The sequence below is a fragment of the Streptomyces sp. NBC_00885 genome, assembly GCF_045207475.1.
In the GTDB taxonomy this organism is placed as follows: domain Bacteria; phylum Actinomycetota; class Actinomycetes; order Streptomycetales; family Streptomycetaceae; genus Streptomyces.
This window is the reverse complement of record NZ_CP108796.1, coordinates 4,249,860-4,273,950: the sequence shown is the minus strand read 5'-3', so window position 1 is coordinate 4,273,950 and position 24,091 is coordinate 4,249,860. Positions and strand designations below refer to the sequence as shown.

The window sequence follows — 24,091 nt, the reverse complement described above, 5'->3', positions numbered from 1 at the left end:
TCAGCCCGCGTTCTCCTCGGCGAGGATGCGCCCGAGGGCTTCGTCGAGATTGCACTCGAAGTCGACGACCGTACGCTCCTGCCCCAGCGGCACCAGCTTGTCCGTGCGGTCGAGGAAGGCCACGAGCGGCGCCGCACTCACGCGGAACAGCGCCCGGTCGCAGCCGACCTGGAGCCGGATGGCCACATCGGCCGGCTTCCCCGGACGCGTCGGCGCGATGTGGACATCGCCGTCCCCGCTCGGGCCGTTGATGCCGTCCACCAGCAACTCCCGACCGAAAGTCCAGGTCACAGGCGCATCTCCGGGCAGGTGGAAGGTCATCCGCACGGCGAACGGATCCTTCGTCTCGTACCGGATCTCCACCGGGATCCGGAAGGAGAGCTCCTCGGAGACAAGGAAACTCATGAGGACCTCGGCCTGGACCGACTCGCGCATCTGTACCCCGCAGTGGATGAAGCAGTGAACGGAAAGCTCGGCAAAAAGGCCAGGAAAGATCCCCATGGCCCTCTTGACGCAATCGTCCAGTACGCGCTCGAAGATCACAAGGAGTGAGTTTTCAGATACTGATAGAGACGCCAGGGGCTGAGAACGACCCACTCGTCGACTGCAGGGGTACAAGGGGTGTCGGCGACGGCGACGACGGGAAGCGGAGAGCCCGCCTCACGTACGAGCTGTCTCGCGGGGGCTCCGTCCCGATGGGAGCCCGCAGCCTGCGGATGCCGCAGCGCCCGCCGCTCGGGGTGTCCTGCCGGCCGGGCTAACACCCGTCCGAATATGTCCTCTTGGTCACTACCAGTCGCTCCGCGAGCTGGAGGACGACATGAACTTCCGGACGACAAAGACGAGTCCGCCGACAAGTGCGACGAACAGCAGGACCTTGAAGAGCAGGCCGATCACAAAGCCGATCACGCTGGCAATCAGGCCGCCGAACAGCACGAGGGCGATGACGGGCACCGCGACCCACTTCACCCACCACGGCATCCCCGCGAATATCTCCCGCACAGCCATCGTCCCTACCTCGTTTCTCTGGGTTCCTGGCTTCGATGCTATGCGCGAGGGGTGACGTCCGGGGGCCCGCGAGCCCTTGATCTCCCCTGAGTGAACCCCTAGGGAGAGGGCAGGGTTCCGGTCAGCTCTCAGGGGGAGAAAAGACCACCATGACCCGCAGATCCTCGGTGATGTGGTGGAACTTGTGGTCCACTCCGGCGGGGACATAGACCACACTGCCCCGTCCGACCTGGGTCGTCTCCATCCCTACCGTGATGGAGGCGCGGCCGCTGACGACGAAGTAGACCTCATCCTGACGGTGGGGCAGCTGGGGGTCGAGATCACCGGCATCCAGCGCGTACAGCCCGACCGACATGTTCCGCTCGCGCAGAAACTGGAGATATGCGCCGTCGTTGGCGGCGCGCTCCGCCTCCAGCTCATCCAGTCGGAATGCCTTCATGGTCCGTCCGCCCCTGCCCTAGGTCCGATCACGTCTGCCACGATCAGACACATGATGAATTTCCTAGTCAAGACGATCGCCAATGCGGCAGCCCTGCTGGTGGCCATCTGGCTGCTCGAGGACATAACCCTCACCGGAGACAGCACCGGCAAGAAGGCCTGGACCCTGGTCCTGGTGGCGCTGCTCTTCGGTCTGGTCAACTTCCTCGTCAAGCCTGTCGTGAAGCTGCTGACCCTGCCGCTGTTCATCCTCACCCTCGGGTTGATCACGCTGGTCATCAACGCCCTGATGCTGCTGCTGACCTCCTGGCTGGCCGACCAGTTCGACCTGAACTTCCATGTGGAGGGCTTCTGGACCGCCGTACTCGGCGGCCTGATCATCTCTGTCGTTTCGTGGGCGATGAATGTCGCTCTGCCGGACAAGGACTGAACGCCGAGTGAGTTCTGCGTATCGCGTCTGCTTCGTCTGCACCGGCAACATCTGCCGCTCGCCCATGGCCGAGTCCGTCTTCCGCGCACGCGTGGCCGAGGCCGGACTCGACGGGGTGGTCGAGGTGGACAGTGCGGGCACCGGAGGCTGGCACGAGGGCGACGGTGCGGACGGCCGCACCGTCGCCGTGCTGGAGGCGAACGGCTACGAGTCCGGGCACAGCGCCCGGCAGTTCCGCGCCTCCTGGTTCCCGCTCCTCGATCTGGTGATCGCGCTCGACGAGGGGCATCTGCGGGAGCTGCGGCGGCTCGCGCCGACGACCGCGGACGCCGCGAAGGTGCGGCTGCTGCGGTCGTACGACCCGTCCGCGGCCGGAGACCTGGATGTTCCGGATCCGTATTACGGCGGTATAGACGGTTTCAAGGAGTGCCTGGAGATGGTGCAGGCGGCGAGCGAGGGGCTGCTCGACGTCGTACGGATGGCAGCCGAGGAGCGTGCGGCATGAATGCGGGCGACAGCGGGAGTCTGGGGGACGGCACCAGGGCGGTACGGGCCGGGCTGCCCGAGCCGGTGAAGTACGAACCGACCCTGCCCGGACCGGTCTTCGCGGCCCATTTCCACCTCCCGGGCGAGCCCACCGGTCCTTACACCTACGGCCGTGACGAGAACCCGACCTGGACCCATCTGGAGCGGGCGATCGGCGAACTCGAGGCGCCGGGGGAGTCCGTCGGGACCGTGGCCTTCGCCTCGGGGATGGCGGCGATCTCGGCGGTGCTCTTCTCGCAGCTGAAGGCCGGGGAAGCGGTGGTGTTCCCGGACGACGGCTATCAGGCGCTGCCGCTGCTGCGGGAACGTCTCGAGGCCTACGGCGTCGAGGTCAGGACCGCGCCGACGGGCGGCGACGCGCAACTGGGCGTGCTCGACGGCGCGCGGCTGCTGTGGATCGAGACGCCGTCCAATCCGGGGCTGGACGTGTGCGACGTACGGCGGCTGGTGGAGGCGGCGCACGCGGCCGGCGCGCTGGTCGCGGTCGACAACACGCTCGCCACGCCGCTCGGTCAGCGGCCGCTGGAGCTCGGCGCGGACTTCTCGGTGGCCAGCGACACCAAGGGCATGACGGGCCACGGAGACATCCTGCTCGGCCATGTGACGTGCCGGGATCCGGAGTTGGTCGCGGGTGTACGGCGCTGGCGCAAGGCGGTCGGGGCGATTCCCGGCCCGATGGAGGCATGGCTCGCGCACCGCTCCCTGTCCACGCTTCACCTGCGCATCGAGCAGCAGTGCGCGAATGCGCTGGCGCTCGCGGAGGCGCTGGGCGGCCGGGGCGAGGTGAGCGGGCTGCGGTATCCGGGGCTTCCGTCGGACCCCTCGTACAAGATCGCTTCGCGGCAGATGCGGCGCTTCGGCTCCGTGGTCTCGTTCGTGCTTCCGGATCGGGGGCATGCGGAACGCTTCCTGGGCGGGCTGCGGCTGGTCGACGACGCGACGAGCTTCGGCGGGGTGCGTTCCACTGCGGAGCGGCGCGGTCGCTGGGGTGGCGACGCGGTTCCGGAGGGCTTCATCCGTTTCTCGGTGGGCGCCGAGGACGCGGATGACCTGGTGGCGGATGTGCTGCGGGCGCTGGACGAGGCGGCACGGTAGGGCGCAGTCGCCGGTTCCGGGCAGTTCGGGTTGAGGACGGCCACTCGGGGCGGGGGCGCACGAAGGCGCGCGCGGCGTGGACCGGGGGGCGTACGCCGGAGTACAACAGCGCGCTGAGCGGCGCTACGTACAACGAGCGGTCCGAGCCTCCCCCCTCATGGCTCGGACCGCCCTCGGTTCCCTGCGCGAAGAACCGCGCGAACAAGGCTAGTTGACTCTGCGTCAGTGTCCAATCACAGTAGCGACAGCGACCTATCGACTTATTTATAGTTGTCCGGTCCGCGGGCATCGTCGGTCGAGAGGGGCTTGGCATGGATCTGGCCCTGCTGCGCACATTCGTCACGGTGCACCGGGCCGGCTCCTTCACCCGTGCCGCCGCGCTGCTGGGGCTGTCCCAGCCCGCCGTGACCGGGCAGATCCGCACGCTCGAGAAGCAGCTGGGGCGGCCGCTGTTCCTGCGCCAGGCCCGCGGTGTGACCCCCACGACCATCGGCGACGAACTCGCGCACCGGGCCGCCCCTCATCTGGACGCCCTGGTGGAGATCACCGAGACCGGTCTCGACGAGGAGTCGGGCGTACGGACGCTGCATCTGGCGGGTCCCCCGGAGTTCGTGTCGCTGCGCGCCCTGCCCGCCCTCACACCGCTCATCTCCCAGGGCCTCGGGCTGCGAGCCTCGTTCGGGAACGCCGAGGAGACGCTGGAAGGTCTGGCCGCCGGACACCATGATCTGGCCATCGCCGCCGCCCGTCCGCGCGGCGAGCTGCTCACGGCGACACCGCTCTGCGACGAGGAGCACGTCCTGGTCGCTTCGCCGCGCTGGGCGGCCCGGCTGGGGCCCGGAGTGCTGCGCGGCGGGCATGTGGTGCTCGCGCAGTTGCCTGTCGTTGAGGTCCACGAATCCCTGCCGTTCGTCTCGCGCTACTGGGCCGCCGTCTTCGACTCCCGGCCGGCCGCCGCGGGCGCCGTGATCGTCCCCGACCTGCGGGCCGTCCTGGAGACCGCGGCCTCGGGCGCGGGCCTCGCCGTGCTGCCGCGCTATCTGTGCGAGGGGGAGCTGCGCAGCGGGCGTCTGGTGGCACTGCTCGACCCTCCCGTACCCCCGCTGCGTACGTACTTTCTCGTCGTCCGGACCGGCACACTCGCACTCCCGCACATCGCGCGGGCGCACGAGTGGCTGCTGCGTGCTGCGGTCGACTGGTGATCGCAGGGCTGCCAGGAGTTTCAGAACGGGCCTGGCGGGCCATTTTCTAGCCATGACCGAACGGCCAGTGGTCAAGCGCACCGCACGCGCCATCCTGCTCGACGGCGACGATCTCGTCCTCATCAAGCGCACCAAGCCCGGCGTTGATCCCTACTGGCTCACGCCCGGCGGCGGAGTCGAGCCGGAGGACGCCACCGTGGTGGACGCGCTCCACCGGGAGGTGGACGAAGAGCTCGGCGCCAAGATCACCGATGTGGTGCCCTGCTTCGTCGACACCGTCGAGCACATCGCCGACGGCGGTGTGACCGGGGTGAAGGTGCAGCACTTCTTCGTCTGCCGGCTGGAGTCCATGGACCCCTCGCGACGGCACGGCCCGGAGATCGACGAACCCAGCGGGGAGTACGAGATCGTACGGGTGCCGTTCAGCCGGGTCGGCATCGCCGCCGTCCATCTCGTACCGCTGTCGCTGCGGCACTACCTGGACGGCAATATCGAGGGTGTACGCGCGATGCACGCCCCTGACCTGGGCTGACCCTGCCCTCCTCGGCTGTCGTGTGCGCTAGTCGCCCGTCGCGACCAGCTCTTCGAGGGAGTCGTGGCGGATCCGGGCGGACGGGATACCGATGCCGCGCAGCGCGTCCACGCCGCTGCGGATCATGCCGGGTGGCCCCGAGAGATAGGCGTCGTACTCGTACCACGGGCCGAACTCCCGCACGGCGTCCGGGAACTGCGCACGGTCGTCCACCACCGGGCGCACCGACAGCCACGGGTGCGTCTGCTGGAGCCGGAGCATGGTGTCGATGTCGTACAGGTCGTAGTCGGTACGCGCCCCGTAGAAGACCTCCACCGGGCGCTGCTCACCGTGCTCAGCGACGTCCTCAACCAGTGCCTTGATCGGCGCGATACCGGTGCCGCCGCCCAGACAGAGCAGGCCGTTGTCGGTGGAGTGGTCGACCGTCATGGATCCCGCAGGAGGCCCGAGCCGCAGCATGTCGCCGGGGCGAGCGTGGCGGACCAGGGCATTGGAGACCCAGCCCGCCGGGACCGCCTTGACGTGGAAGGAGAGCAGACCGTCGGCGCGGGGCGCACCGGCGAAGGAGTAGTGCCGCCAGATCCGCGGCCACCAGGGCGTTTCCAGGCTTGTGTACTGCCCGGCCACGAACGCGTACGGCTGGTCCGGGCGCACGGTGATGATCGCGATGTCGGGGGTCCGGAGATCGTGCGACACCACCTCGGCGTGCCACCATGCGGGCGCCGTCCGCTCGTTCTCGGCGGCCGCGTCGATCATGATCTGCGAGATCGTGGTGTAGGTGCGCACCCAAGCGGCCTCGGTCGCCTCGTCCCAGGTCGACGTGGCGTACCGGGCCAGCGCTCCGAGCAGGGCCTCGCCGACGGCGGGATAGTGCGCGGGTTCGGTGCCGTACTTGCGATGGCCGCGGCCCAGGTGCTGGAGGTAGTCGGTGAGCACCTCCGCGTTGTCCATGTGCTCGGCGGCGGTGAGCAGGGCCTTGAGGAGCCGGTCACGCTGGGCGTCCATCGCGGCGGGGAAGAGGCTGCGCAGCTCGGGGTGGCGGACGAACAACAAGGCGTAGAAGTACGAGGTGACCTTGTCCGCGACGGGCCCGATCTCCGCCATGGTGCGGCGGATGAGGATCGCGTCGGGCGAGGCGTCGCCGGCGGGCGCGGCGGGCTGCGGGTGGGGAGTGTCACGGGGGGCTTCGCGCGGTTCTACGGCTTCGTAGGGCCGTTCCGCGGCTTCTTGTGGTCTGGCGGCTGTGCCGTGAGGCTGTCCCGCGGGTTCGTGGGCCTGGTCCGCCTGGCCCACGCTATGGAGCCGCTGCGGGCTCTCGTCGGGCCAGATCGGATCACGGGGCCAAGGTGCTTGATGGGAGTGGGGCGCTTCACGCGGGCTCGGCACCCGAGGATCCGCCTGGCTTTCGCGGGCACGGGGATCCTGACGCCCGCCCGCGGTCTCGGCCGCCCCGGCCGGCGGGGCCTCGTGGACGGGAGTCGTGGGCCCCGGCTCATCCCTCGCCGCCGGTCGCGCGGGACGAGAGGTGACGGAGCCGACCGGGCGTATGGAAGCGACAGGACGCCTCGGGGCCGCTGTCCGCTCCTGACCCGCGTCACCCGCGGAAGTCTCCTCACCAGGGTCGGTCCGGCCCTGGACCGGCCGCTTACGAGGGGTGAACCATCCGCCCCCGCTGCTCTCGTCCGAAGTGCCATTGTCGGCCGACGTGGTGGTCGGAGCGTCCATTGTCTGCCTCGCCTCGAACATCTTTCGGTCGGTCCGCACTTCCGACGGCTCGGAACGTGCTTCATTCCCCGCTTCGCTCAGGACTACTGCCAGCCCACACTAACCACGACCGCAAGCTGAATCGGGACGACTGAGCAAGAAATGTGACATTGCCCGCAGCGCCCGTAGTCGCAGCATGCCAGGCAGCACCAACACAGGGGACAAAGAGCGGAAAGTCCGGGCATCCGGACCCGCTTTTTCGTTAGGCTCCATTGCCCCCATGTCCAAATTCCGGGTCACCCGGACCAACTCCGGGCTCCTGAACTAACGGCGGAATCGCACCAGTTCGTAGGCCTCGCGCAGATCGCCCCCCGTATAGGCATGCGTGGCCAGACCCAACAGATGGTGATCGGCATTCATCGCCACCGTTGTGGGCACTACCGCGAAGATCTCCGCGTCGGACATGGAATCACCATACGCAACACATGTGTCCAGGCCTACCCCGAACTCTGCACAGAGCCGATTCGCGATCTTCACTTTCGCGGCCGCATTGAGAATGCCCGCAGGCTCCACAGGCCGGGTGAACGGCACGTCGGGAAAGCGTGATCCGTGTGCCGCATGAGCCCCCCAGCCCAGCAGTCGCTCCACAAAGAAGGAGGGTGAGAGTGAAATGACGGCGCAGTAGTCGCCGCTCTCACGGATCTCCCGCCACACGTCTTGGATGCCGTCGAGCCAGGGTGCAGCCTCGAACGCCGCCGAGACATGAGCCTGCGTGAGACCGCCCCATAGCGCATGCACACGCACCGCAAACTCCGGCGGGCCTATCGTTCCGGCGATCAGCTCTCGCTCCAGCTCGCCGATCTCCTCCAGCAGCCCCAGCTCCCGGGATATCTCCACGGCCGCCGCCGAGCCACGGATCAAAGTGCCGTCGAGATCGAAGATGTGAAGCCTGGGGCTTCTCTTCCGGTACGCCATGTACGCCGAGGTTAGTACGCGGGGCCACTCCCGCTGTCAGACCCGATACCCCTGCCCGCCCGGCACGGTGTTTCACGTGAAACGACTACCGTGGCCTCCGCGGTCGGCGCTTGCGCGGCCTGACCACTTCTCGGAAAGCGCTGGACGAGCGATCACTGCGTCCGACAGCCTGACCCTTATGTCGACACCGCTCTCCGAGCTGCCCATCCGCCGTCTGACCACCGACGACCTCACATCATGCGCGGATCTCTCCGAGGACAGGGGCTGGCCGCGCGAGGAGCACAAATGGGGTCTGCTGCTCACAGCCGGTACGGGGTACGGCATCGACGACCCGGAGGGCAAGGGTCTGGTGACCGCCTGCGTGGTCACCTCCTACGGCCCCGGGCTCGCTGCGGTCGGGATGATGCTCGTCGCCGAGCGGTACGCCCGCCGGGGCGTCGGGCGCCGCCTGATGCAGCACGTTGTGAACGGGGTCGGGGACATCCCGCTCACGCTGCACGCAACGCCGTACGGGCAGCCCCTCTATGAGCAGCTGGGTTTCGTCGAGACCGGCCGCGCCGAGATGGTCCGCGGCTACCTGAGGCCCCCGGAGTCTGTCCCAGAGGCAAGGGTGACCACCCGGCCTGCGACGGCTGAGGACCTTCCCGGGATCGTGCGTCTCGACACCGAGGTCTTCGGCCTCGACCGCACCCACATGATCACGCGGCTGCCGGCCTTCGCCGATCAGCTCCGCGTCGCGGAGGAAGACGGGGTCCTCACCGGATACGCGGCGGCATGGCCCAATATGCAGACCCATGTCGTCGGACCGCTGATCGCCCGGGACACAGAGACGGCGAAGGCCCTGGTCGCCTCACTGGGGGCGGGCACGGACCGGCCGCTGCGTACGGACATCGACGTACGGCACGAGGAGCTCATCGCGTGGGTGAAGGAACACGGCCTGGAAACGGTCGCCTTCAACACCGTGATGACCTATCGCATCCCGGACCTCCCCGGCGACTGGACTCGCCGCTTCGCGCCGCTGTCGGTTGCCGCGGGCTAGGCACCGCACGCACCAGATAATTGCAAACGCGGACTATTGCGTTCGCCCTGGAGAGCAAGCACGGCCTGAGCATGCGCGCGTACTCCCTCCTCGATGTCCTCAGCCGCCAGCACAGCGGCCCCGGCGGCCATTTGCAGATGAAGCAGGTGGCGGACGCCGTCGTCCTCAGCCAGAGCGCCACCACCCGGCTCGTCACCCGGCTCGAGGACCGCGGCCTGCTGACCCGCCATCTCTGCGGCACCGACCGCCGCGGCATCTACACCGATGTCACCGAGTCCGGTCTGGCCCTGCTCGCCGAGGCACGGCCGACCAATGACACAGCGCTGCGCGAAGCCCTCGACGAGGCAGCCAAGGACCCTGAGCTCGCTTCCCTGGTGCGGGCCGTCGAGGAACTGCGGGTCCCCGCGTAATCTGCGGACCATGAGCGATCTGGACATACGGCCCGCGGTTCTCGACGACATCCCGGCGATCGTGGCGATGCTCGCCGACGACCCGCTGGGCGCGCAGCGCGAATCGCCGGACGACCTCGCCCCGTACACCGCCGCCTTCGAGCGGCTGAGCCAGGACCCGAACCAGATCCAGGCCGTGGCCGTGCGCGCGGACCAGGTCGTCGGGACCCTCCAGCTCACGATCATCCCGGGGCTCGCCCGGCGCGGCTCGACCCGCTCGATCATCGAAGGCGTACGGATCCACGCCGACGAACGCGGCCTCGGTCTGGGCACCCGGCTCATCGAGTGGGCCATCGACGAATCCCGCCGCCAGAAGTGCCAGTTGATCCAGCTGACCTCTGATGTCTCCCGCACCGACGCCCGCCGCTTCTACGAGCGGCTCGGGTTCGAGGCTTCCCATGTAGGTTTCAAACTCCTCCTCTGACCAAGGGAGTTCACCGTGCACCGGATCAGTGAAGAGCAGCGCCGCATCCGGCTCGGCCGCCGCCATCGGCTGGCCCCGTCCGTACGAGCCGACTCACCCGTGGCGGTCGCCGACGCACTCGTCGCGCTGCACGCCACAGATGCCGCGACCGTCTTCCTCTCCGCCTGCGCACGCCTCACCGACCCGAGCGTCCAGGCAGTGGAGCAGTCTCTGTACGAGGACGTGACGCTGGTCCGGCTCCTCTCCATGCGGCGCACGCTCTTCGCGGTCTCCGCCGAACTCGCCCCGTACGTCGACGCCTCCACCGCTCGCGCCATCGCGGTCAAGGAGCGCAGGACACTGCTCAGCCACCTGACGGAGGACGCGAACGGTCTGGACGAGACATGGCTGGCCGAGGCCGAGGAATCGGTGCTCGCCGCCATCGCCACACGTGGCTCCGCCACCGGCAGCCAGCTCTCCACCGACGTGCCGGCACTGAAGACAAAGATCACGGTCTTCCCCGGCAAGAAGTACGAGACGGTGCAGGGCGTCGCAACCCGGGTGATCCGGCTGCTCGCCGCGGACTGCCGCATCCGGCGGGACCGGCCGCGCGGCTCCTGGACCTCCAGCCAGTTCCGCTGGACGGCAAGCGACCCCTGGCCCACGATGTCGCCCACCGAGGCACGGGCCGAACTGGCGCGACGCTGGCTCCAGTCGTACGGACCGGCCACCGAGTCCGACCTCAAGTGGTGGACGGGGTGGAGCCTCGCAGACGTACGCAAGGCATTGGTTGCCGCCGGGGCGGAGGAGGTCGACCTCGCTGAGGGCACCGGTTATGTGGCACCCGGCGACACGGCACCCGAGGAACCCCTGGAACCCTGGGCCGCCCTGCTGCCCGCGCTCGACCCGAGCGCGATGGCTTGGGCCGACCGCCGCTTCCATCTGACCGCGGACCACAGCGCGGCGCTCTTCGACCGCTCGGGCAATGTCGGACCCACGGTCTGGTGGAACGGGCAGATCATCGGCGGCTGGGCCCAGCGCGCGGACGGCGAGATCGTCTGGCGGCTGCTGACGGACCCCGGCTCCGAGGCCTCCGCCGCCGTCGCAGCGGAGGCCTCACGACTGTCGGGCTGGGTGGCCGAAGCCCGGATCACGCCGCGCTTCCGCACCCCGCTGGAGCGGGAGCTGACGGCCTGAAGCGGGCCCGGGACCCCTCTCGCTCCCGTTTCACGTGAAACATCAGCTCCGTCTCACACCCTGAGTCCGCGCCAGCCCTCCTTGTCCACGCCACCCGGAACAGCCGCCCCCGGTTCATACGGCTCACGCGTGAAGACGAACGAGGCCAGATCGAGATGGCTCACCGAGCCGTCCTCGAGCCGCACCACACGCAGCGTCTCCCCCGCGTAGTAACCGTGGAGTCCAGTCCAGGTCCCATCCGCCTCCGCGGCGAAACGCGACCCGCGGCCGGTGCCGGCGAGCGGCTGCAGTTCCAGGCCTCGGTCGGCGACCAGACGCAGCCCGAAGGACTGAGTCCCCCAGTACCAGGGCCCGGTCAGCTCCAGCAGAGCGTGGTCGACCTCCGGCAGCGGCCGCCAGGGCTCGGGGATACGCGGTTCAGCCTCGGCCACGATCCGGAGGAGATCGGCGGCGACGGCCGCGGCGAGCGGCCCCGAGGTGGCGTTGGCAAGCGCGACGGCCGCGATGCCGTCGTCCACGCTCACCCAGAGACCCGCAAGGAAGCCGGGCAAGGAGCCCGTATGCCCGACAAGGGTGCGGCCGTCCTTCCGTACGATCTGCATCCCCAGGCCATAGGTGCTGTCCCACTCCCCGGCCTCGGCAGGCACGGACGGCGTCCTCATCTCCCGCACGGACGCCGCGCTCAGCACGCGCTCGTCGCCCTCGGCCAGGAAAGCGGCAAAGCGGCAGAGGTCGGCCGCGGTCGACCAGAGCTGTCCGGCCGGGGCCATCAGGCCAAGGTCCTCGGAAGGTTCGGGGAGCATCACATCGGCCCAGGGATGCACCGCCCAGCCACCGGCATGCGGGGCCTCGGGCCGCGCGCTCGTACGGCGCAGGCCCAGCGGTTCCAGGATCTCGCTTCGCAGTACGTCCTCCCAGGACGACTTCCGTACCGCCTCGATCAGTGAACCCAGAACCGTATAACCGGGGTTGGAGTAATGGTGGCGCCGCCCGACAGGATGCATCCGCGACTGTTCTCCGAGGACATCGGCGAGTGCGGGGCGCAGCGATCCAGGCGTGCGCTCCCACCACGGCGCCGGGGTCTCCGCGCTCAGGCCGGCGCTGTGACCGAGGAGCTGAGCGATGGTCACATCCCCCACCCCGGTGCCGGGAAGGTGCTGCTCCAGCGGGTCGTTCAGGTCGAGCAGACCTTCGTCCCGCAGCCTCAGCACCAGGACGGCCGTGAAGGTCTTGGTGATGGAGCCGATGCGGTACTGGGTGTCGGCGTCCGGCGCATGTCCGTCGACCGAGCTGCGGGAGCCCGACCACACGAGCTGTCCGTCGCGCTGCACCCCGGCGACGAAGGAGGGCGCGCGCCCTTCGGACTGGGCCACGGCGATGCGATGAAACAGCGCCCGCCGCGTCGCTGGAAGGAGCTCGTCATAAGAGGAGGTCATGAGGCAGGTCTATCTGGGCCGCCTCGTCACGTCGAGCGCATGACGTGACATTACGCGGCGCGCGGACGTGACGACGTCCAGCCCAGTGGCGCCGCTTGCCGCCCGACCGCTGGTCGGGGTACCTACCGGGCCGCCCAGGCTTGCAAAGCGGACCGGCGGTCCGTACGATCCAGCTATACGGACTGTCGGTCCGAATAAGTTCGAATGACCCGTCGCGAGGAACCACCATTACTGGAGGTATCGCCCATCTCGTGACGAGAGGCGATGTCCCGACGCGTCAGGATCGCTGCATCTTCGAGCGGAAACGGAAATCTTGATCATGACCATGCCCATGACGCCTTCCGAGCTGTACCGCCACGGCCTGCAACTGCTACTGGAGAAGGACATCCCCGGCTGGGTGGACCTGTGGGACGACAATGGCGTCCTCGAGTTCCCCTTCGCGCCCGAAGGCTGGCCCAAGCGGCTGGAAGGCAAGACCGCGGTCGGCGACTACATGCGCCACTACCCCGACCACGTCGACCTTCACGACTTCCCCGACGTGAAGATCCACCAGACCACCGACGCCGAGACGATCGTGGTGGAGATGCGCGGGGTCGGCCGCCTGGTCGAGACCGACAGCCCCTTCGACATGACCTACATAGCCGTGGTCACGGTCAAGGACCAGCGCATCACCTCCTACCGCGACTACTGGAACCCCCTGGCCGTTCAGCAGCCCGGCGCCGACTTCGCAGGCGCGAAATGATGAACACCCCCAGCGCCACCCTGGTCATCGGGGCCACCGGCACCACCGGCCGCCGTGTCGCCGCCGGCCTGATCGCCGAGGGCCACCGCGTCAAGGCCGCCGGCCGAAGCGCCACCCCGGTGGAGGGCACACAGGCTGTCCGCTTCGACTGGAACGAGCCCGCGACCTGGGGCGAGGCCATCGACGGCGTCGACCGCGTCTACCTCATCCCGCCCATCGGCTCCTCGGACCCGGCCGAGGCCATGCTGCCCTTCCTCCGCCAGGCCCGCGCAGCCGGCGTGCACCGCGCGGTGCTGCTCAGCTCATCGGCGATCCCCGCAGGCGGTCCGGCAGTGGGACAGGTCCACCAGGCCCTGCCCGGCCTGTTCGAACAGTGGGCGGTGCTGCGGCCCTCCTGGTTCATGCAGAACTTCACCGGCTCCACCCCCCACGCGCGCAGCATCGAAGAAGAGGGCGCCATCATGTCGGCCTCGGGAGACGGCCGCGTCGGGTTCATCGACGCGGAGGACATCGCCGCCGTCGCCGTACGCGCCCTGACCGACGAACAGGCCCCCAACACCGACCTGATCCTCACCGGGCCGCAGACGCTGAGCTACGCCGACGTCGCAGCGACCATCGCCGAGGTCACCGGGCGGCCGGTGGTGCACCGGCAGCTGACATTTGAACAGCTGCGCGACCGCTGGGCGGCCGAGATTCCGCTGGAGTTCGCCACGATGCTGGCCGGCATGGACGTCGCCATCGCCGAAGGGGCCGAGGACCGCACCTCGGACACCGTCCAGCGCCTCACCGGCCGCCCCCCGGGCACCTTCCGCGCCTTCGTCGAAAGGGAGGTGTCTTGAAGCCGCTGATGTTCCACGACGACCCGGCGTTCTGGTTCGAGACCCTGCGCAACCTCGGTCTCGCCGCCTACGGCGGCTCGGACGTCGGCGAAGTCGTGGCCACTGCCTCCCGCGTCACCCCCGGCGACTACGACGGCTGGCACGACGCGTGGCTGTCCACCGCCGAGCGTCTGGAAACCGAGGCGCGTCAGAGCCACCCCATCAGCGCCCGCGACGGACTGCTGCGCGCCTCCAGCTACTACCGGGCGGCCGAATTCTTCCTCCACGGCAACCCCGGTGACCCGCGCATCGACCACGCCTACGAGCGCAGCGTCGCCTGCTTCCGCGACGCCGTCGCCCACTTCACCGACATCACGCCCGTGGAGATCCCCTACCAGGACACCGTCCTGCGCGGCTACTTCTACCGGGCGGCGGGCGAGGGCCCGAAGCCGGCACTGGTGATGCACAACGGATTCGACGGCGCCGCCGAGGAACTGCACTTCTTCGGCGCACTCGGCGGACAGGAACGCGGCTACCACGTCCTGACCTTCGACGGCCCCGGGCAGCCCTCAGCCATCCACCGGGACGGGATGACCTTCCGTCCGGACTGGGAGAACGTGGTCGGTCCCGTCCTGGACTTCCTCACCAAGGAACCGGGCGTCGATCCGGCTCGCATCGCGCTGCTCGGCGTCAGTCTCGGCGGCTACCTCGCGCCCCGCGCGGCGGCCTACGAGCCGCGCCTGGCAGCCGTCGTCGCCGTCGACGGTGTCTTTGACGCCGTCTCCGCTCTGACCGCTCACCTCCCGCTGTCGCACGAAGAAGCCGTCCGGCGCGCGGCAGCCGAGCACGACGAGGAACTGGACCGGATGATCGCCGCCGCCCGCGTCCAGAGCCCGATCATGCGCTGGGCCTTCGACCACGGCCGCTACGTCACAGGGACCTCGACGGACCGGGAGTTCCTGGCCGAGTACGCCCGCTACAACTTCAGGGACGGGAGCGCCGCGAACATCACCTGCCCGGTGCTGGTGTGCGAGGCGGCCAACGACCTGTACTACTCCGCCACCGAGGAATCCGATCCGCGCAAGCTGCACCGGCACCTCACCGCACCGAAGACACTCCTGAGCTTCACCGAGGAAGAAGGCGCCGACGCCCACTGCCACCCGGGCGCCCTCCGTCTTTCGGTAGCGCGCATCTTCGACTGGCTCAACGACACGATCTGACCCGCTTCGCGCCACGCGGACCGCTCGGCTGCCCGCCCCTGCATGCGGGAAGGGCAGCCGGGCGCGAGCCACCACTCACGCGAACCCACCGATACCATTCCGGGGGGCCGGGACAGGCCGTAGACCAAGGAGGACCCGTGGCCCAGCGCACAGAGCGCGCGGACGCCCAACGCAACCGAGAAGCGATCCTGGCTGCCGCCGACGCCCTGTTCGCCCACAGCAGCAGCCCCCACAGCGTGTCGATGGACGACATCGCCGCGGCCGCGGGTGTGGGCAAGGGCACCCTCTTCCGCCGCTTCGGCGACCGTGCCGGCCTGATCGGCGCCGTGATCGCCTCCCGCCTCGAACCCCTGCAGCAAGCCGTGCGAGAAGCACAGGACGCAGGCGAGTCCTCACCGCGGCAGCAGGTGCTGGACCTCCTCAACGCCTCACTGCAGTTCAAGATCGAGAACCGGCGCCTGATGTCGGCCGCGGAGGACGCCGGGCTCAGCAGCCCCTACCAGGCCGAGCACTACGGCTGGTGGCATGAAATCCTTCGCGTGGCACTGGAGCACGTGCCCGGCGTACGCAACGCTGATTTCACCGCGCACGCACTGCTGGCCGCCATCCGTGCCGACCTCGTGGCCCACCTGATCGACGATCAGAAAATGGCACCCGAAGCCCTGCGCTCCGCGCTCGCGGCCTACATCGACAACGTCCTCGGCAACAGCCCCGACGCCACGTGATCGGTGAAGATCAGCGCACTCGGCCGTCGCGGAGCCCTGCGAACGAGGGGACCGCGTGCCGCAGTTCGGGATCGCACACTGCTCCCGGTCAGGTCTGTGCCATGTCCACGAAGCGGGAGTAGTGCCCCTGGAAGGCGACCGTGATCGTTGCCGTCGGGCCGTTACGGTGCTTGGCGACGATCAGGTCCGCCTCGCCCGCGCGCGGTGATTCCTTCTCGTACGCGTCCTCGCGGTGCAGCAGGATGACCATGTCGGCGTCCTGCTCGATTGAGCCTGATTCACGCAGGTCGGAGACCATCGGCTTCTTGTCCGTACGCTGCTCGGGACCACGGTTCAGCTGCGACAGCGCGATCACCGGGAGCTCAAGCTCCTTCGCCAGCAGCTTGAGGTTTCGGGACATGTCCGAGACCTCCTGCTGACGGCTCTCCGCGCGCTTCGAACCACCGGACTGCATCAGCTGCAGATAGTCGATGACGACCAGCTTCAGATCATTGCGCTGCTTGAGGCGTCGGCACTTCGCCCGGATCTCCATCATCGAGAGGTTCGGTGAGTCGTCGATGTAGAGCGGGGCCTGCGACACATCCGGCATGCGGCGCGCGAGCCGGGTCCAGTCGTCGTCCGTCATCGTTCCCGAGCGCATGTGGTGCAGCGCCACTCGTGCCTCGGCGGACAGCAGACGCATCGCGATCTCGTTGCGGCCCATTTCGAGGGAGAAGATCACGCTCGGCAGATTGTTCTTGATGGAACAGGCGCGGGCGAAGTCCAGCGCCAGCGTGGACTTACCCATTGCGGGACGGGCCGCGATGACGATCATCTGGCCCGGGTGCAGGCCATTGGTGAGTGAGTCGAAGTCCGTGAACCCGGTGGGAACACCGGTCATCTCGCCACTGCGTGACCCGATCGCCTCGATCTCGTCGAGCGCGCCCTCCATGATGTCGCCGAGCGGCAGATAGTCCTCGCTCGTGCGCTGCTCGGTGACGGCATAGATCTCGGCCTGGGCGGAGTTGACGATCTCGTCGACATCGCCGTCCGCCGCGTATCCCATCTGCGTGATCTTGGTGCCCGCCTCCACGAGACGACGCAGCACCGCGCGCTCATGGACGATCTCCGCGTAGTACGAGGCGTTGGCCGCGGTCGGGACCGACTGGACCAGGGTGTGCAGGTACGGCGCACCACCGACCCTGGTGATCTCGCCCCGCTTGACCAGTTCGGCGGCGACGGTGATGGGGTCGGCCGGCTCGCCCTTGGCATAGAGGTCGAGGATCGCCGTGTACACGGTCTCGTGAGCCGGCCGGTAGAAGTCATGACCCTTGATGATCTCCACGACATCGGCGATGGCGTCCTTGGACAGGAGCATGCCGCCGAGGACGGACTGCTCCGCGTCCAGGTCCTGCGGAGGCACGCGCTCGAAGCCGGGAGAACCGCCGTCCCAGCCCCCGGTGTCCCTGCCCCGCTCGTGCTGGTCTTCGCGGCCACCACGGCCTTCGCCGCGGCGCTGGCGGGAGACGGGAAGACGGTCGCTGGGACCGCCGTCGGCTGCCCAGGGGTCGTCCAAGGGCTCGGAAATGCTCACCCGGGCCACCTCCTCCCGTCCGCCCCGCGGACCTCGCCGTGCCACTCTTTCTACGGCACGACACTGACAAAACGAACGGCCAGACTCCGCTTCGGGCGCGTCGGGCGACGGTCCACGGTAGGCCCCTCTGCACCGTCAGCCAATCTGGTTATCCACAGGCCGTGTGGACGAAGGTCCAGATGCTGTGGAGAACCCTCCGGAACCTGTGCACGGACCGGGGGACAGCACTGTGGACAAAGTCATAGCCATCCCGGCACGCATGCTTTGACCTGGCCTTTTTCCGTCCACCGGCTGTGGGGGAGAAAAACTTTGCCGACTGGACCAAGATCAGAACAAACGGCACACAGCCGAGCCCCCACGTTGACCGTCAGTAAGGACTGCAGGACAGTTGCATCTCTTACCTGTGGAAGATTAGATTGCCGCCATGACTCAGGCTCCAACGGCACCGAAGGCTCTCCGGCGGCGCCACGACCGAGAGATCGTCGCACTCGCCGTCCCCGCCTTCGGCGCCCTCGTCGCCGAGCCGCTCTTCGTGATGGTCGACAGCGCCATCGTCGGCCATCTCGGCACCCCGCAACTCGCCGGTCTGGGAGTCGCGGCGGCACTGCTCATGACCGCAGTGAGCGTCTTCGTCTTTCTCGCCTACGCCACCACGGCCGCCGTCGCCCGCCGCGTCGGCGCCGGCGATCTCGCCGCCGCAATCCGCCAGGGCGTTGACGGCATCTGGCTCGCGCTGCTTCTCGGCGTCGCCGTTGTCACCGTCGCCCTGCCCACGGCGCCCTGGCTCGTCCATGCTTTCGGGGCCTCCGACACCGCCGCCCCGTACGCCACCACCTACCTCCGGATCTCCAGCCTCGGCATCCCAGCGATGCTGATCGTGCTGGCCGCCACCGGAGTACTGCGCGGCCTCCAGGACACCCGGACGCCGCTGTACGTAGCCATCGGCGGCTTTGCCGCCAACGCTGCGCTCAACGTAGGACTCGTCTACGGCTCCGGCCTCGGCATCGCCGGCTCCGCCTGGGGCACCGTCATCGCACAGGCCGGCATGGCCGCCGCCTATCTGATCGTCGTCGTACGAGGAGCCCGACAGCACGGAGCCTCAGTGCGTCCCGACGCCGTCGGCATACGGGCGAGCGCCCAGGCAGGCGTCCCCCTCCTCGTCCGCACTCTCTCACTGCGTGCCGTCCTGTTGATCGCCACCGCAGTGGCCGCCCGCCTCGGTGACACCGAAATCGCGGCCCATCAGATCGTTCTCTCACTGTGGAGCCTGATGGCTTTCGCGCTCGATGCGATCGCCATCGCCGGACAGGCAATCATCGGCCGCTATCTCGGTGCGGGCGACGCCGAGGGCGCCCGTCAGGCCTGCCGCCGCATGGTGCAGTGGGGCATCGCCTCAGGTGTAGTGCTCGGCATCCTGGTCGTGGTCTCCCGCCCACTCCTCATCCCGCTGTTCAGCAGTGACTCGGGCGTACACGACACCCTTCTCCCGGCCTTGCTGGTCGTCGCCGTCTCCCAGCCGATCGCGGGCGTGGTCTTCATCCTCGACGGCGTACTGATGGGAGCAGGCGACGGCCCCTATCTGGCCGGGGCGATGCTGCTGACCCTGGCGGTCTTCGCGCCGGTGGCCCTGCTCATTCCTGCGCTGGGCGGCGGACTGACCGCTCTGTGGTGGGCCATGACGCTGATGATGACGGTCCGCATGCTGACGCTCTGGCTGCGAGCGCGCTCCGGCCGCTGGATCGTCACCGGCGCGACCCGCTGAACCACAACCCCCTGAGCGTCGATGTTTCACGTGAAACCGGCTGTTTCACGTGAAACCCGCTGACCATGCAGCACGGCACAGCAGAAGGGCTGCACCCCACGGGGTACAGCCCTTCGTACTACTCAGCCGAGCGCAGCGTTACGCGGCGACGACCTCGACGCCGAGCTTCGCGGCGACCTCGGGGTGCAGACGCACGGACACCTGGTGCGAGCCCAGGGTCTTGATCGGCGAACCGAGCTCAACGCGACGCTTGTCGACGTCCGGACCACCGGCGGTCTTGATCGCCGAGGCGATGTCAGCCGGGGTGACGGAGCCGAAGAGACGGCCGGCGTCGCCGGAGCGAACAGCCAGACGCACCTTCACGGCCTCGAGACGGGCCTTGATCTCATTGGCCTGCTCGATCGTCGCGATCTCGTGGATCTTGCGGGCGCGGCGGATCTGCGCCACGTCCTTCTCGCCACCCTTGGTCCAGCGGATCGCGAAACCACGCGGGACCAGGTAGTTGCGAGCGTAGCCGTCCTTGACGTCAACGACGTCGCCGGCAGCACCGAGGCCAGAGACCTCGTGGGTGAGGATGATCTTCATGATTCGGTCACCCTTCCCTTATCGCGCGGTGGACGTGTAGGGCAGCAGCGCCATCTCACGGCTGTTCTTCACGGCCGTGGCGACGTCACGCTGATGCTGCGTGCAGTTGCCGGTGACGCGGCGGGCACGGATCTTGCCGCGGTCGGAAATGAACTTCCGCAGCATGTTCGTGTCCTTGTAGTCCACGTATACGGTCTTGTCCTTGCAGAAAGCGCAGACCTTCTTCTTCGGCTTGCGCACAGGCGGCTTCGCCATGGTGTATCTCCTGTGTGATCAAGAAGTGGGGTACGAGCAGCCCTTAGAAGGGAGGCTCGTCCGAGTAGCCGCCGCCGGAACCGCCGGAGCTTCCGCCCCAGCTGCCCCCACTGCCCTGCTGCTGGCCGCCGCCGGCCGGCGTGCTGGTGGCCCAGGGGTCGTCGGCGGGTGCACCGCCGCCGCCCTGCTGCTGGCCACCGCCACTGGGACCGCCGCCCCAGTTGCCGCCGCCCTGCTGCTGACCGCCGCCGTAGCCACCCTGGCCACCGCGACCTGTGGTCTTGGTGACCTTGGCCGTGGCGTTCTTGAGGCTGGGGCCGACTTCCTCGACGTCCAGTTCATAGACCGTGCGCTTGACGCCCTCGCGGTCCTCGTAGGACCGCTGCTTCAGCCGGCCCTGCACGACAACGCGCATGCCTCGCTGGAGCGACTCGGCGACGTTCTCCGCCGCCTGACGCCAGACCGAGCAGGTGAGGAAGAGGCTTTCGCCGTCCTTCCACTCATTGGTCTGACGGTCGAAGGTGCGGGGAGTGGACGCGACGCGGAACTTCGCGACCGCCGCACCGGACGGGGTGAAGCGCAGCTCGGGGTCGTCGACGAGATTGCCGACGACCGTGATGACGGTCTCGCCTGCCATGGGTGAACCTCTCGGCGGGATTGCTGCTGGCTGCTTGCTGCTACTCGAAACCCGATGACCTCTGAGCTAGGTGCTCAGTGGGTCTCGGGACGGAGGACCTTGGTCCGGAGGACCGACTCGTTCAGGTTCATCTGGCGGTCGAGCTCCTTGACGACCGCAGGCTCGGCCTGCAGGTCGATCACCGAGTAGATGCCCTCGGGCTTCTTCTTGATCTCGTAAGCGAGACGACGACGGCCCCAGGTGTCGACCTTCTCAACCTTTCCGTTGCCCTCACGGACGACGGAGAGGAAGTTCTCGATCAGCGGGGAGACAGCGCGCTCCTCGAGTTCGGGGTCGAGGATGACCATCACCTCGTAGTGACGCATGTGGAACCCACCTCCTTTGGACTCAGCGGCCACGGTCGTTCCGTGGCAGGAGGGTCGTGATGCGTAAGCAACGGTAGCCGCCGCCACTGACAATCCCGGGGGATCGTCTCTGGCCTGGACAGACACCGGTGCAGACCGTTCAGACTACCCGCAGACGTGCTTCCGGTTGAAATCCGGTGGTCACGGGCCGCACCCTGTACGCATCGGGTGTGCGCGGCGTCACAGTGTGCCGCGTTCCGGACCGCCAGGAGGTGCTTCATGGCACAAACAATGCGACCGAATCCCACAGGCTCTCTCTTCGCCACGGACGGCAAACCCCATCCGCTCCAGGACACCCTGATGGTGGTGACCCTGGTGCTGGGCGCGGTGTCCTTCACGACCGCTCAGTTCGACAACCTTCATATCCTCAGCTCCTGGTCCGGTCTCATCGGAGTTCTCACGGGCGCATACGGCCAGTTCATATCGGCCACGACCCGTGAACGCTTCCTCCTGATCGTCGGACTCGGCGCCTCCGCCTTCGGCTTCTACCTCGCCATGGCAGACGGCGGGCTCTTCGGTGGCTTGATCGGCTACTAGCCCCGTTCTCCCACGGCAACGCGGGGCGTTCCCACGGCCCAGTAGGCTTCGGCGCGAGAGCCGGAGCCCCTGTACCCATGGGGACACACCTGCCGAGGAGCGCCCCGCATGAGCCTGACCCTGAGGACCATCAGCCGAGAGCAGCATCTGGCGTACATCCAGACCCTGCCCTCGGCAAGTCATTGCCAGGTCCCGGCATGGGCTGATGTGAAGACCGAATGGCGGTCGGAGAACCTGGGCTGGTTCGACAGGAGCGGTGAACTGGTGGGCGTGGGTCTGGTGTTGTACCGCCAGCTGCCCAAGATCAAGCGCTACCTCGCGTACCTGCCCGAGGGCCCGGTGATCAATTGGTACGCCCCGAACCTGGACGACTGGCTGCAGCCGATGCTCGCCCACCTCAAGCAGCAGGGTGCCTTCTCCGTGAAGATGGGACCCCCGGTGGTCATCCGCCGCTGGGACGCACCGGCGATCAAGGCCGGCATCCAGGACCCGGACGTGAAGCGCCTGCGCGATGTCGAGGCGACGCACATCGAGCCCCGTGCCTTCGAAGTGGCAGACCGGCTGCGGAAGATGGGCTGGCAGCAGGGCGAGGACGGCGGTGCCGGCTTCGGCGACGTACAACCGCGGTACGTCTATCAGGTGCCGCTGGCGAACCGTTCGCTCGACGATGTCCTCAAGGGCTTCAACCAGCTGTGGCGGCGCAACATCAAGAAGGCCGAGAAGGCCGGCGTCGAGGTCGTCCAGGGTGGTTATGACGACCTGGCCGAGTGGCAGCGGCTGTACGAGATCACTGCTGTGCGCGACCACTTCCGGCCGCGCCCGCTCTCGTACTTCCAGCGCATGTGGACGGTCCTGAACAACGAGGACCCCAACCGCATGCGGCTGTACTTCGCGCGGCACGACGGCGTGAACCTGTCCGCGGCCACCATGCTGGTCGTCGGCGGGCACGTCTGGTACTCCTACGGCGCCTCCGACAACATCGGCCGCGAGGTCCGGCCCTCGAACGCGATGCAGTGGCGGATGCTTCGCGACGCCTACGCGATGGGCGCGACCGTCTACGACCTTCGCGGCATCAGCGACTCACTCGACGAGACCGACCATCTCTTCGGTCTGATCCAGTTCAAGGTCGGCACGGGCGGCGAAGCCGTCGAGTACGTCGGCGAATGGGACTTCCCGCTCAACAAGCTGCTGCACAAGGCGCTCGACATCTACATGTCGCGACGCTGACGATGCGGCCGCCCTCTTCACGGGCGACGCCGTAATCTCGTAGATCTCGCACATACCTCTGATACACCGCAGCCACCAGAAAGGTTCCGGGCCGGCCATGGCGCTCTCCCTCTACGTCGACACCGCGCGCTGGCGGGCGCACCAGAAGTCCGTGATCGACCAGTTCCCCGGCCTCGTACCGGTCTGCAAGGGCAATGGCTACGGCTTCGGACACGAGAGGCTCTCGGAGGAGGCCTCCCGCTTCGGCTCCGACATGCTGGCCGTCGGAACCACCTACGAAGCAGCCCGGATCAAGGACTGGTTCAGCGGCGATCTCCTGGTCCTCACACCCTTCCGCCGGGGTGAGGAGCCGGTTCCGCTGCCCGACCGCGTCATCCGTTCCGTCTCCTCGGTCGACGGTGTGCACGCGCTGGTGGGCGCGCGGGTCGTCATCGAGTGCATGAGCTCCATGAAGCGCCACGGCGTCAGTGAGCAGGACCTGGACCGGCTGCACGCCGCCATCGAGGATGTACGGCTCGAAGGCTTCGCCCTGCATCTGCCGCTCGACCGTACGGACGGCTCCGACGCGGTCGAGGAGGTCATCGGCTGGATGGACCGTCTGCGTGCGGCCCGGCTGCCGCTGCACACCATGTTCGTCAGCCATCTGCGCGCCGAGGAACTGGCCCGACTCCAGCAGCAGTTCCCGCAGACCCGCTTCCGGGCCCGGATCGGCACGCGGCTGTGGCTGGGCGACCACGAGGCGACGGAGTACCGCGGCGCGGTCCTCGACGTCACCCGCGTCGCCAAGGGCGACCGCTTCGGGTACCGCCAGCAGAAGGCCGCATCCGAAGGCTGGCTGGTGGTGGTCGCGGGTGGTACGTCCCACGGCGTCGGCCTGGAGGCGCCGAAAGCCCTGCACGGAGTCATGCCGCGCGCCAAGGGCGTCGCCCGCGCGGGCCTCGCGACCGTCAACCGGAACCTTTCGCCCTTCGTGTGGGCGGGCAAGCAGCGCTGGTTCGCCGAGCCCCCGCACATGCAGGTCTCGATCCTCTTCGTGCCCGCGGACTCCCAGGAGCCCAAGGTGGGCGACGAGCTGGTGGCTCATCTGCGCCACACGACGACCCAGTTCGACCGCCTCGTGGACCGCTAGGCCGTACGAGAGCGGTAGCCCGG

Annotated in this window: 27 protein-coding genes and 1 pseudogene; 17 read left to right on the top strand and 11 right to left on the bottom strand. The window is 68.2% G+C overall.

What is annotated here, in order from left to right; all coding sequences use genetic code 11:
• From OHA61_RS19365 to OHA61_RS19355, 3 genes are all read right to left on the bottom strand, one after another.
• Complete coding sequence (locus OHA61_RS19365) at positions 1–435, bottom strand: SsgA family sporulation/cell division regulator (protein WP_406304071.1); 435 nt, start codon at positions 433–435, stop codon at positions 1–3.
• 354 nt (positions 436–789) lie between these two features.
• Entirely contained in the window at positions 790–1,002 is a 213-nt protein-coding gene (locus tag OHA61_RS19360; protein ID WP_389368826.1) for a DUF5326 family protein, read from the bottom strand.
• Positions 1,003–1,129: 127 nt separating this feature from the next.
• The gene (locus OHA61_RS19355; protein ID WP_406304070.1) at positions 1,130–1,447 is read right to left on the bottom strand and encodes a cupin domain-containing protein; all 318 of its coding nucleotides are present in this window, start codon (positions 1,445–1,447) and stop codon (positions 1,130–1,132) included.
• Between the two features lie 51 nt (positions 1,448–1,498).
• On the opposite strand from OHA61_RS19355, the gene OHA61_RS19350 reads away from it, so the two are divergent.
• The 5 genes from OHA61_RS19350 (at position 1,499) to OHA61_RS19330 (ending at position 5,251) form a co-directional block, all read left to right on the top strand.
• Positions 1,499–1,876 carry a phage holin family protein gene (locus tag OHA61_RS19350; RefSeq protein ID WP_266480674.1) on the top strand — a complete coding sequence of 126 codons (378 nt, stop codon included), beginning with the start codon at positions 1,499–1,501 and terminating at the stop codon, positions 1,874–1,876.
• Positions 1,877–1,940: 64 nt separating this feature from the next.
• Entirely contained in the window at positions 1,941–2,381 is a 441-nt protein-coding gene (locus OHA61_RS19345) for a low molecular weight protein-tyrosine-phosphatase (protein WP_406307397.1), read from the top strand.
• Positions 2,378–3,517 carry a cystathionine gamma-lyase gene (locus tag OHA61_RS19340; protein ID WP_406304069.1) on the top strand — a complete coding sequence of 380 codons (1,140 nt, stop codon included), beginning with the start codon at positions 2,378–2,380 and terminating at the stop codon, positions 3,515–3,517. Before OHA61_RS19345 ends, OHA61_RS19340 begins: the two co-directional genes overlap by 4 nt.
• Positions 3,518–3,828: 311 nt before the next feature.
• On the top strand, positions 3,829–4,719 hold the full coding sequence (locus OHA61_RS19335; protein WP_406304068.1) for a LysR family transcriptional regulator: 891 nt from the start codon (positions 3,829–3,831) through the stop codon (positions 4,717–4,719).
• A gap of 52 nt (positions 4,720–4,771) precedes the next feature.
• Complete coding sequence (locus OHA61_RS19330; protein ID WP_266480665.1) at positions 4,772–5,251, top strand: NUDIX domain-containing protein; 480 nt, start codon at positions 4,772–4,774, stop codon at positions 5,249–5,251.
• A 27-nt stretch (positions 5,252–5,278) separates the two neighbouring features.
• Here OHA61_RS19330 and OHA61_RS19325 read toward each other — a convergent pair whose 3' ends face one another.
• Together OHA61_RS19325 and OHA61_RS19320 are read right to left on the bottom strand one after the other, a co-directional pair.
• On the bottom strand, positions 5,279–6,976 hold the full coding sequence (locus tag OHA61_RS19325; protein WP_406304067.1) for a globin domain-containing protein: 1,698 nt from the start codon (positions 6,974–6,976) through the stop codon (positions 5,279–5,281).
• 303 nt (positions 6,977–7,279) lie between these two features.
• On the bottom strand, positions 7,280–7,930 hold the full coding sequence (locus OHA61_RS19320) for an HAD family hydrolase (RefSeq protein WP_406304066.1): 651 nt from the start codon (positions 7,928–7,930) through the stop codon (positions 7,280–7,282).
• 178 nt (positions 7,931–8,108) lie between these two features.
• On the opposite strand from OHA61_RS19320, the gene OHA61_RS19315 reads away from it, so the two are divergent.
• The 4 genes and pseudogenes from OHA61_RS19315 to OHA61_RS19300 all read left to right on the top strand — a co-directional run bounded on the left by OHA61_RS19315 (position 8,109) and on the right by OHA61_RS19300 (position 11,018).
• Complete coding sequence (locus tag OHA61_RS19315; protein ID WP_406304065.1) at positions 8,109–8,969, top strand: GNAT family N-acetyltransferase; 861 nt, start codon at positions 8,109–8,111, stop codon at positions 8,967–8,969.
• Positions 8,970–9,013: 44 nt separating this feature from the next.
• A pseudogene (locus OHA61_RS19310) lies at positions 9,014–9,379 on the top strand (MarR family winged helix-turn-helix transcriptional regulator); the annotation flags it as partial.
• Between the two features lie 10 nt (positions 9,380–9,389).
• Entirely contained in the window at positions 9,390–9,842 is a 453-nt protein-coding gene (locus tag OHA61_RS19305; RefSeq protein WP_406304064.1) for a GNAT family N-acetyltransferase, read from the top strand.
• 15 nt (positions 9,843–9,857) lie between these two features.
• A complete protein-coding gene (locus OHA61_RS19300) occupies positions 9,858–11,018 on the top strand; it encodes a winged helix DNA-binding domain-containing protein (RefSeq protein ID WP_406304063.1) in 1,161 nt (386 codons plus the stop codon).
• Between the two features lie 53 nt (positions 11,019–11,071).
• Here OHA61_RS19300 and OHA61_RS19295 read toward each other — a convergent pair whose 3' ends face one another.
• The gene (locus tag OHA61_RS19295; RefSeq protein ID WP_406304062.1) at positions 11,072–12,454 is read right to left on the bottom strand and encodes a serine hydrolase domain-containing protein; all 1,383 of its coding nucleotides are present in this window, start codon (positions 12,452–12,454) and stop codon (positions 11,072–11,074) included.
• A gap of 319 nt (positions 12,455–12,773) precedes the next feature.
• Here OHA61_RS19295 and OHA61_RS19290 point away from each other — a divergent pair, with 319 nt between their 5' ends.
• The 4 genes from OHA61_RS19290 to OHA61_RS19275 all read left to right on the top strand — a co-directional run bounded on the left by OHA61_RS19290 (position 12,774) and on the right by OHA61_RS19275 (position 15,959).
• The gene (locus OHA61_RS19290) at positions 12,774–13,196 is read left to right on the top strand and encodes a nuclear transport factor 2 family protein (RefSeq protein ID WP_406304061.1); all 423 of its coding nucleotides are present in this window, start codon (positions 12,774–12,776) and stop codon (positions 13,194–13,196) included.
• On the top strand, positions 13,196–14,035 hold the full coding sequence (locus OHA61_RS19285) for an NAD(P)H-binding protein (RefSeq protein ID WP_406304060.1): 840 nt from the start codon (positions 13,196–13,198) through the stop codon (positions 14,033–14,035). The genes OHA61_RS19290 and OHA61_RS19285 overlap by 1 nt, the downstream gene beginning before the upstream one ends.
• A complete protein-coding gene (locus tag OHA61_RS19280) occupies positions 14,032–15,234 on the top strand; it encodes an alpha/beta hydrolase family protein (protein WP_406304059.1) in 1,203 nt (400 codons plus the stop codon). Before OHA61_RS19285 ends, OHA61_RS19280 begins: the two co-directional genes overlap by 4 nt.
• Positions 15,235–15,371: 137 nt before the next feature.
• Positions 15,372–15,959 carry a TetR/AcrR family transcriptional regulator gene (locus OHA61_RS19275; protein ID WP_406304058.1) on the top strand — a complete coding sequence of 196 codons (588 nt, stop codon included), beginning with the start codon at positions 15,372–15,374 and terminating at the stop codon, positions 15,957–15,959.
• Between the two features lie 88 nt (positions 15,960–16,047).
• On the opposite strand, the gene dnaB is transcribed toward OHA61_RS19275, so the two are convergent.
• On the bottom strand, positions 16,048–17,514 hold the full coding sequence (gene dnaB / locus OHA61_RS19270; protein WP_324985019.1) for a replicative DNA helicase: 1,467 nt from the start codon (positions 17,512–17,514) through the stop codon (positions 16,048–16,050).
• Positions 17,515–17,956: 442 nt separating this feature from the next.
• Here dnaB and OHA61_RS19265 point away from each other — a divergent pair, with 442 nt between their 5' ends.
• Positions 17,957–19,294, top strand: a complete 1,338-nt coding sequence (locus OHA61_RS19265) for an MATE family efflux transporter (RefSeq protein ID WP_406304057.1) — start codon at positions 17,957–17,959, stop codon at positions 19,292–19,294.
• Between the two features lie 138 nt (positions 19,295–19,432).
• Here the strand turns inward: OHA61_RS19265 and rplI are convergent, their stop codons facing one another.
• From rplI to rpsF, 4 genes are all read right to left on the bottom strand, one after another.
• Positions 19,433–19,879, bottom strand: a complete 447-nt coding sequence (gene rplI / locus OHA61_RS19260; RefSeq protein ID WP_142214744.1) for a 50S ribosomal protein L9 — start codon at positions 19,877–19,879, stop codon at positions 19,433–19,435.
• Positions 19,880–19,897: 18 nt separating this feature from the next.
• The gene (gene rpsR, locus OHA61_RS19255) at positions 19,898–20,134 is read right to left on the bottom strand and encodes a 30S ribosomal protein S18 (RefSeq protein WP_003956534.1); all 237 of its coding nucleotides are present in this window, start codon (positions 20,132–20,134) and stop codon (positions 19,898–19,900) included.
• Positions 20,135–20,177: 43 nt separating this feature from the next.
• Positions 20,178–20,771, bottom strand: coding sequence for a single-stranded DNA-binding protein (locus tag OHA61_RS19250; protein WP_406304056.1), 594 nt, complete (start codon positions 20,769–20,771; stop codon positions 20,178–20,180).
• A gap of 74 nt (positions 20,772–20,845) precedes the next feature.
• On the bottom strand, positions 20,846–21,136 hold the full coding sequence (gene rpsF, locus OHA61_RS19245) for a 30S ribosomal protein S6 (RefSeq protein WP_215093090.1): 291 nt from the start codon (positions 21,134–21,136) through the stop codon (positions 20,846–20,848).
• A gap of 258 nt (positions 21,137–21,394) precedes the next feature.
• Between rpsF and OHA61_RS19240 the strand changes: the two genes are divergently transcribed.
• The 3 genes from OHA61_RS19240 (at position 21,395) to OHA61_RS19230 (ending at position 24,068) form a co-directional block, all read left to right on the top strand.
• Positions 21,395–21,712 (top strand): hypothetical protein, encoded by a 318-nt coding sequence (locus tag OHA61_RS19240; RefSeq protein WP_406304055.1) that lies wholly within the window; start codon positions 21,395–21,397, stop codon positions 21,710–21,712.
• Positions 21,713–21,820: 108 nt separating this feature from the next.
• Positions 21,821–22,939 (top strand): peptidoglycan bridge formation glycyltransferase FemA/FemB family protein, encoded by a 1,119-nt coding sequence (locus tag OHA61_RS19235; protein WP_266480621.1) that lies wholly within the window; start codon positions 21,821–21,823, stop codon positions 22,937–22,939.
• Positions 22,940–23,036: 97 nt separating this feature from the next.
• On the top strand, positions 23,037–24,068 hold the full coding sequence (locus tag OHA61_RS19230; RefSeq protein WP_389368677.1) for an alanine racemase: 1,032 nt from the start codon (positions 23,037–23,039) through the stop codon (positions 24,066–24,068).
• The last annotated feature ends 23 nt before the right edge of the window (positions 24,069–24,091 follow it).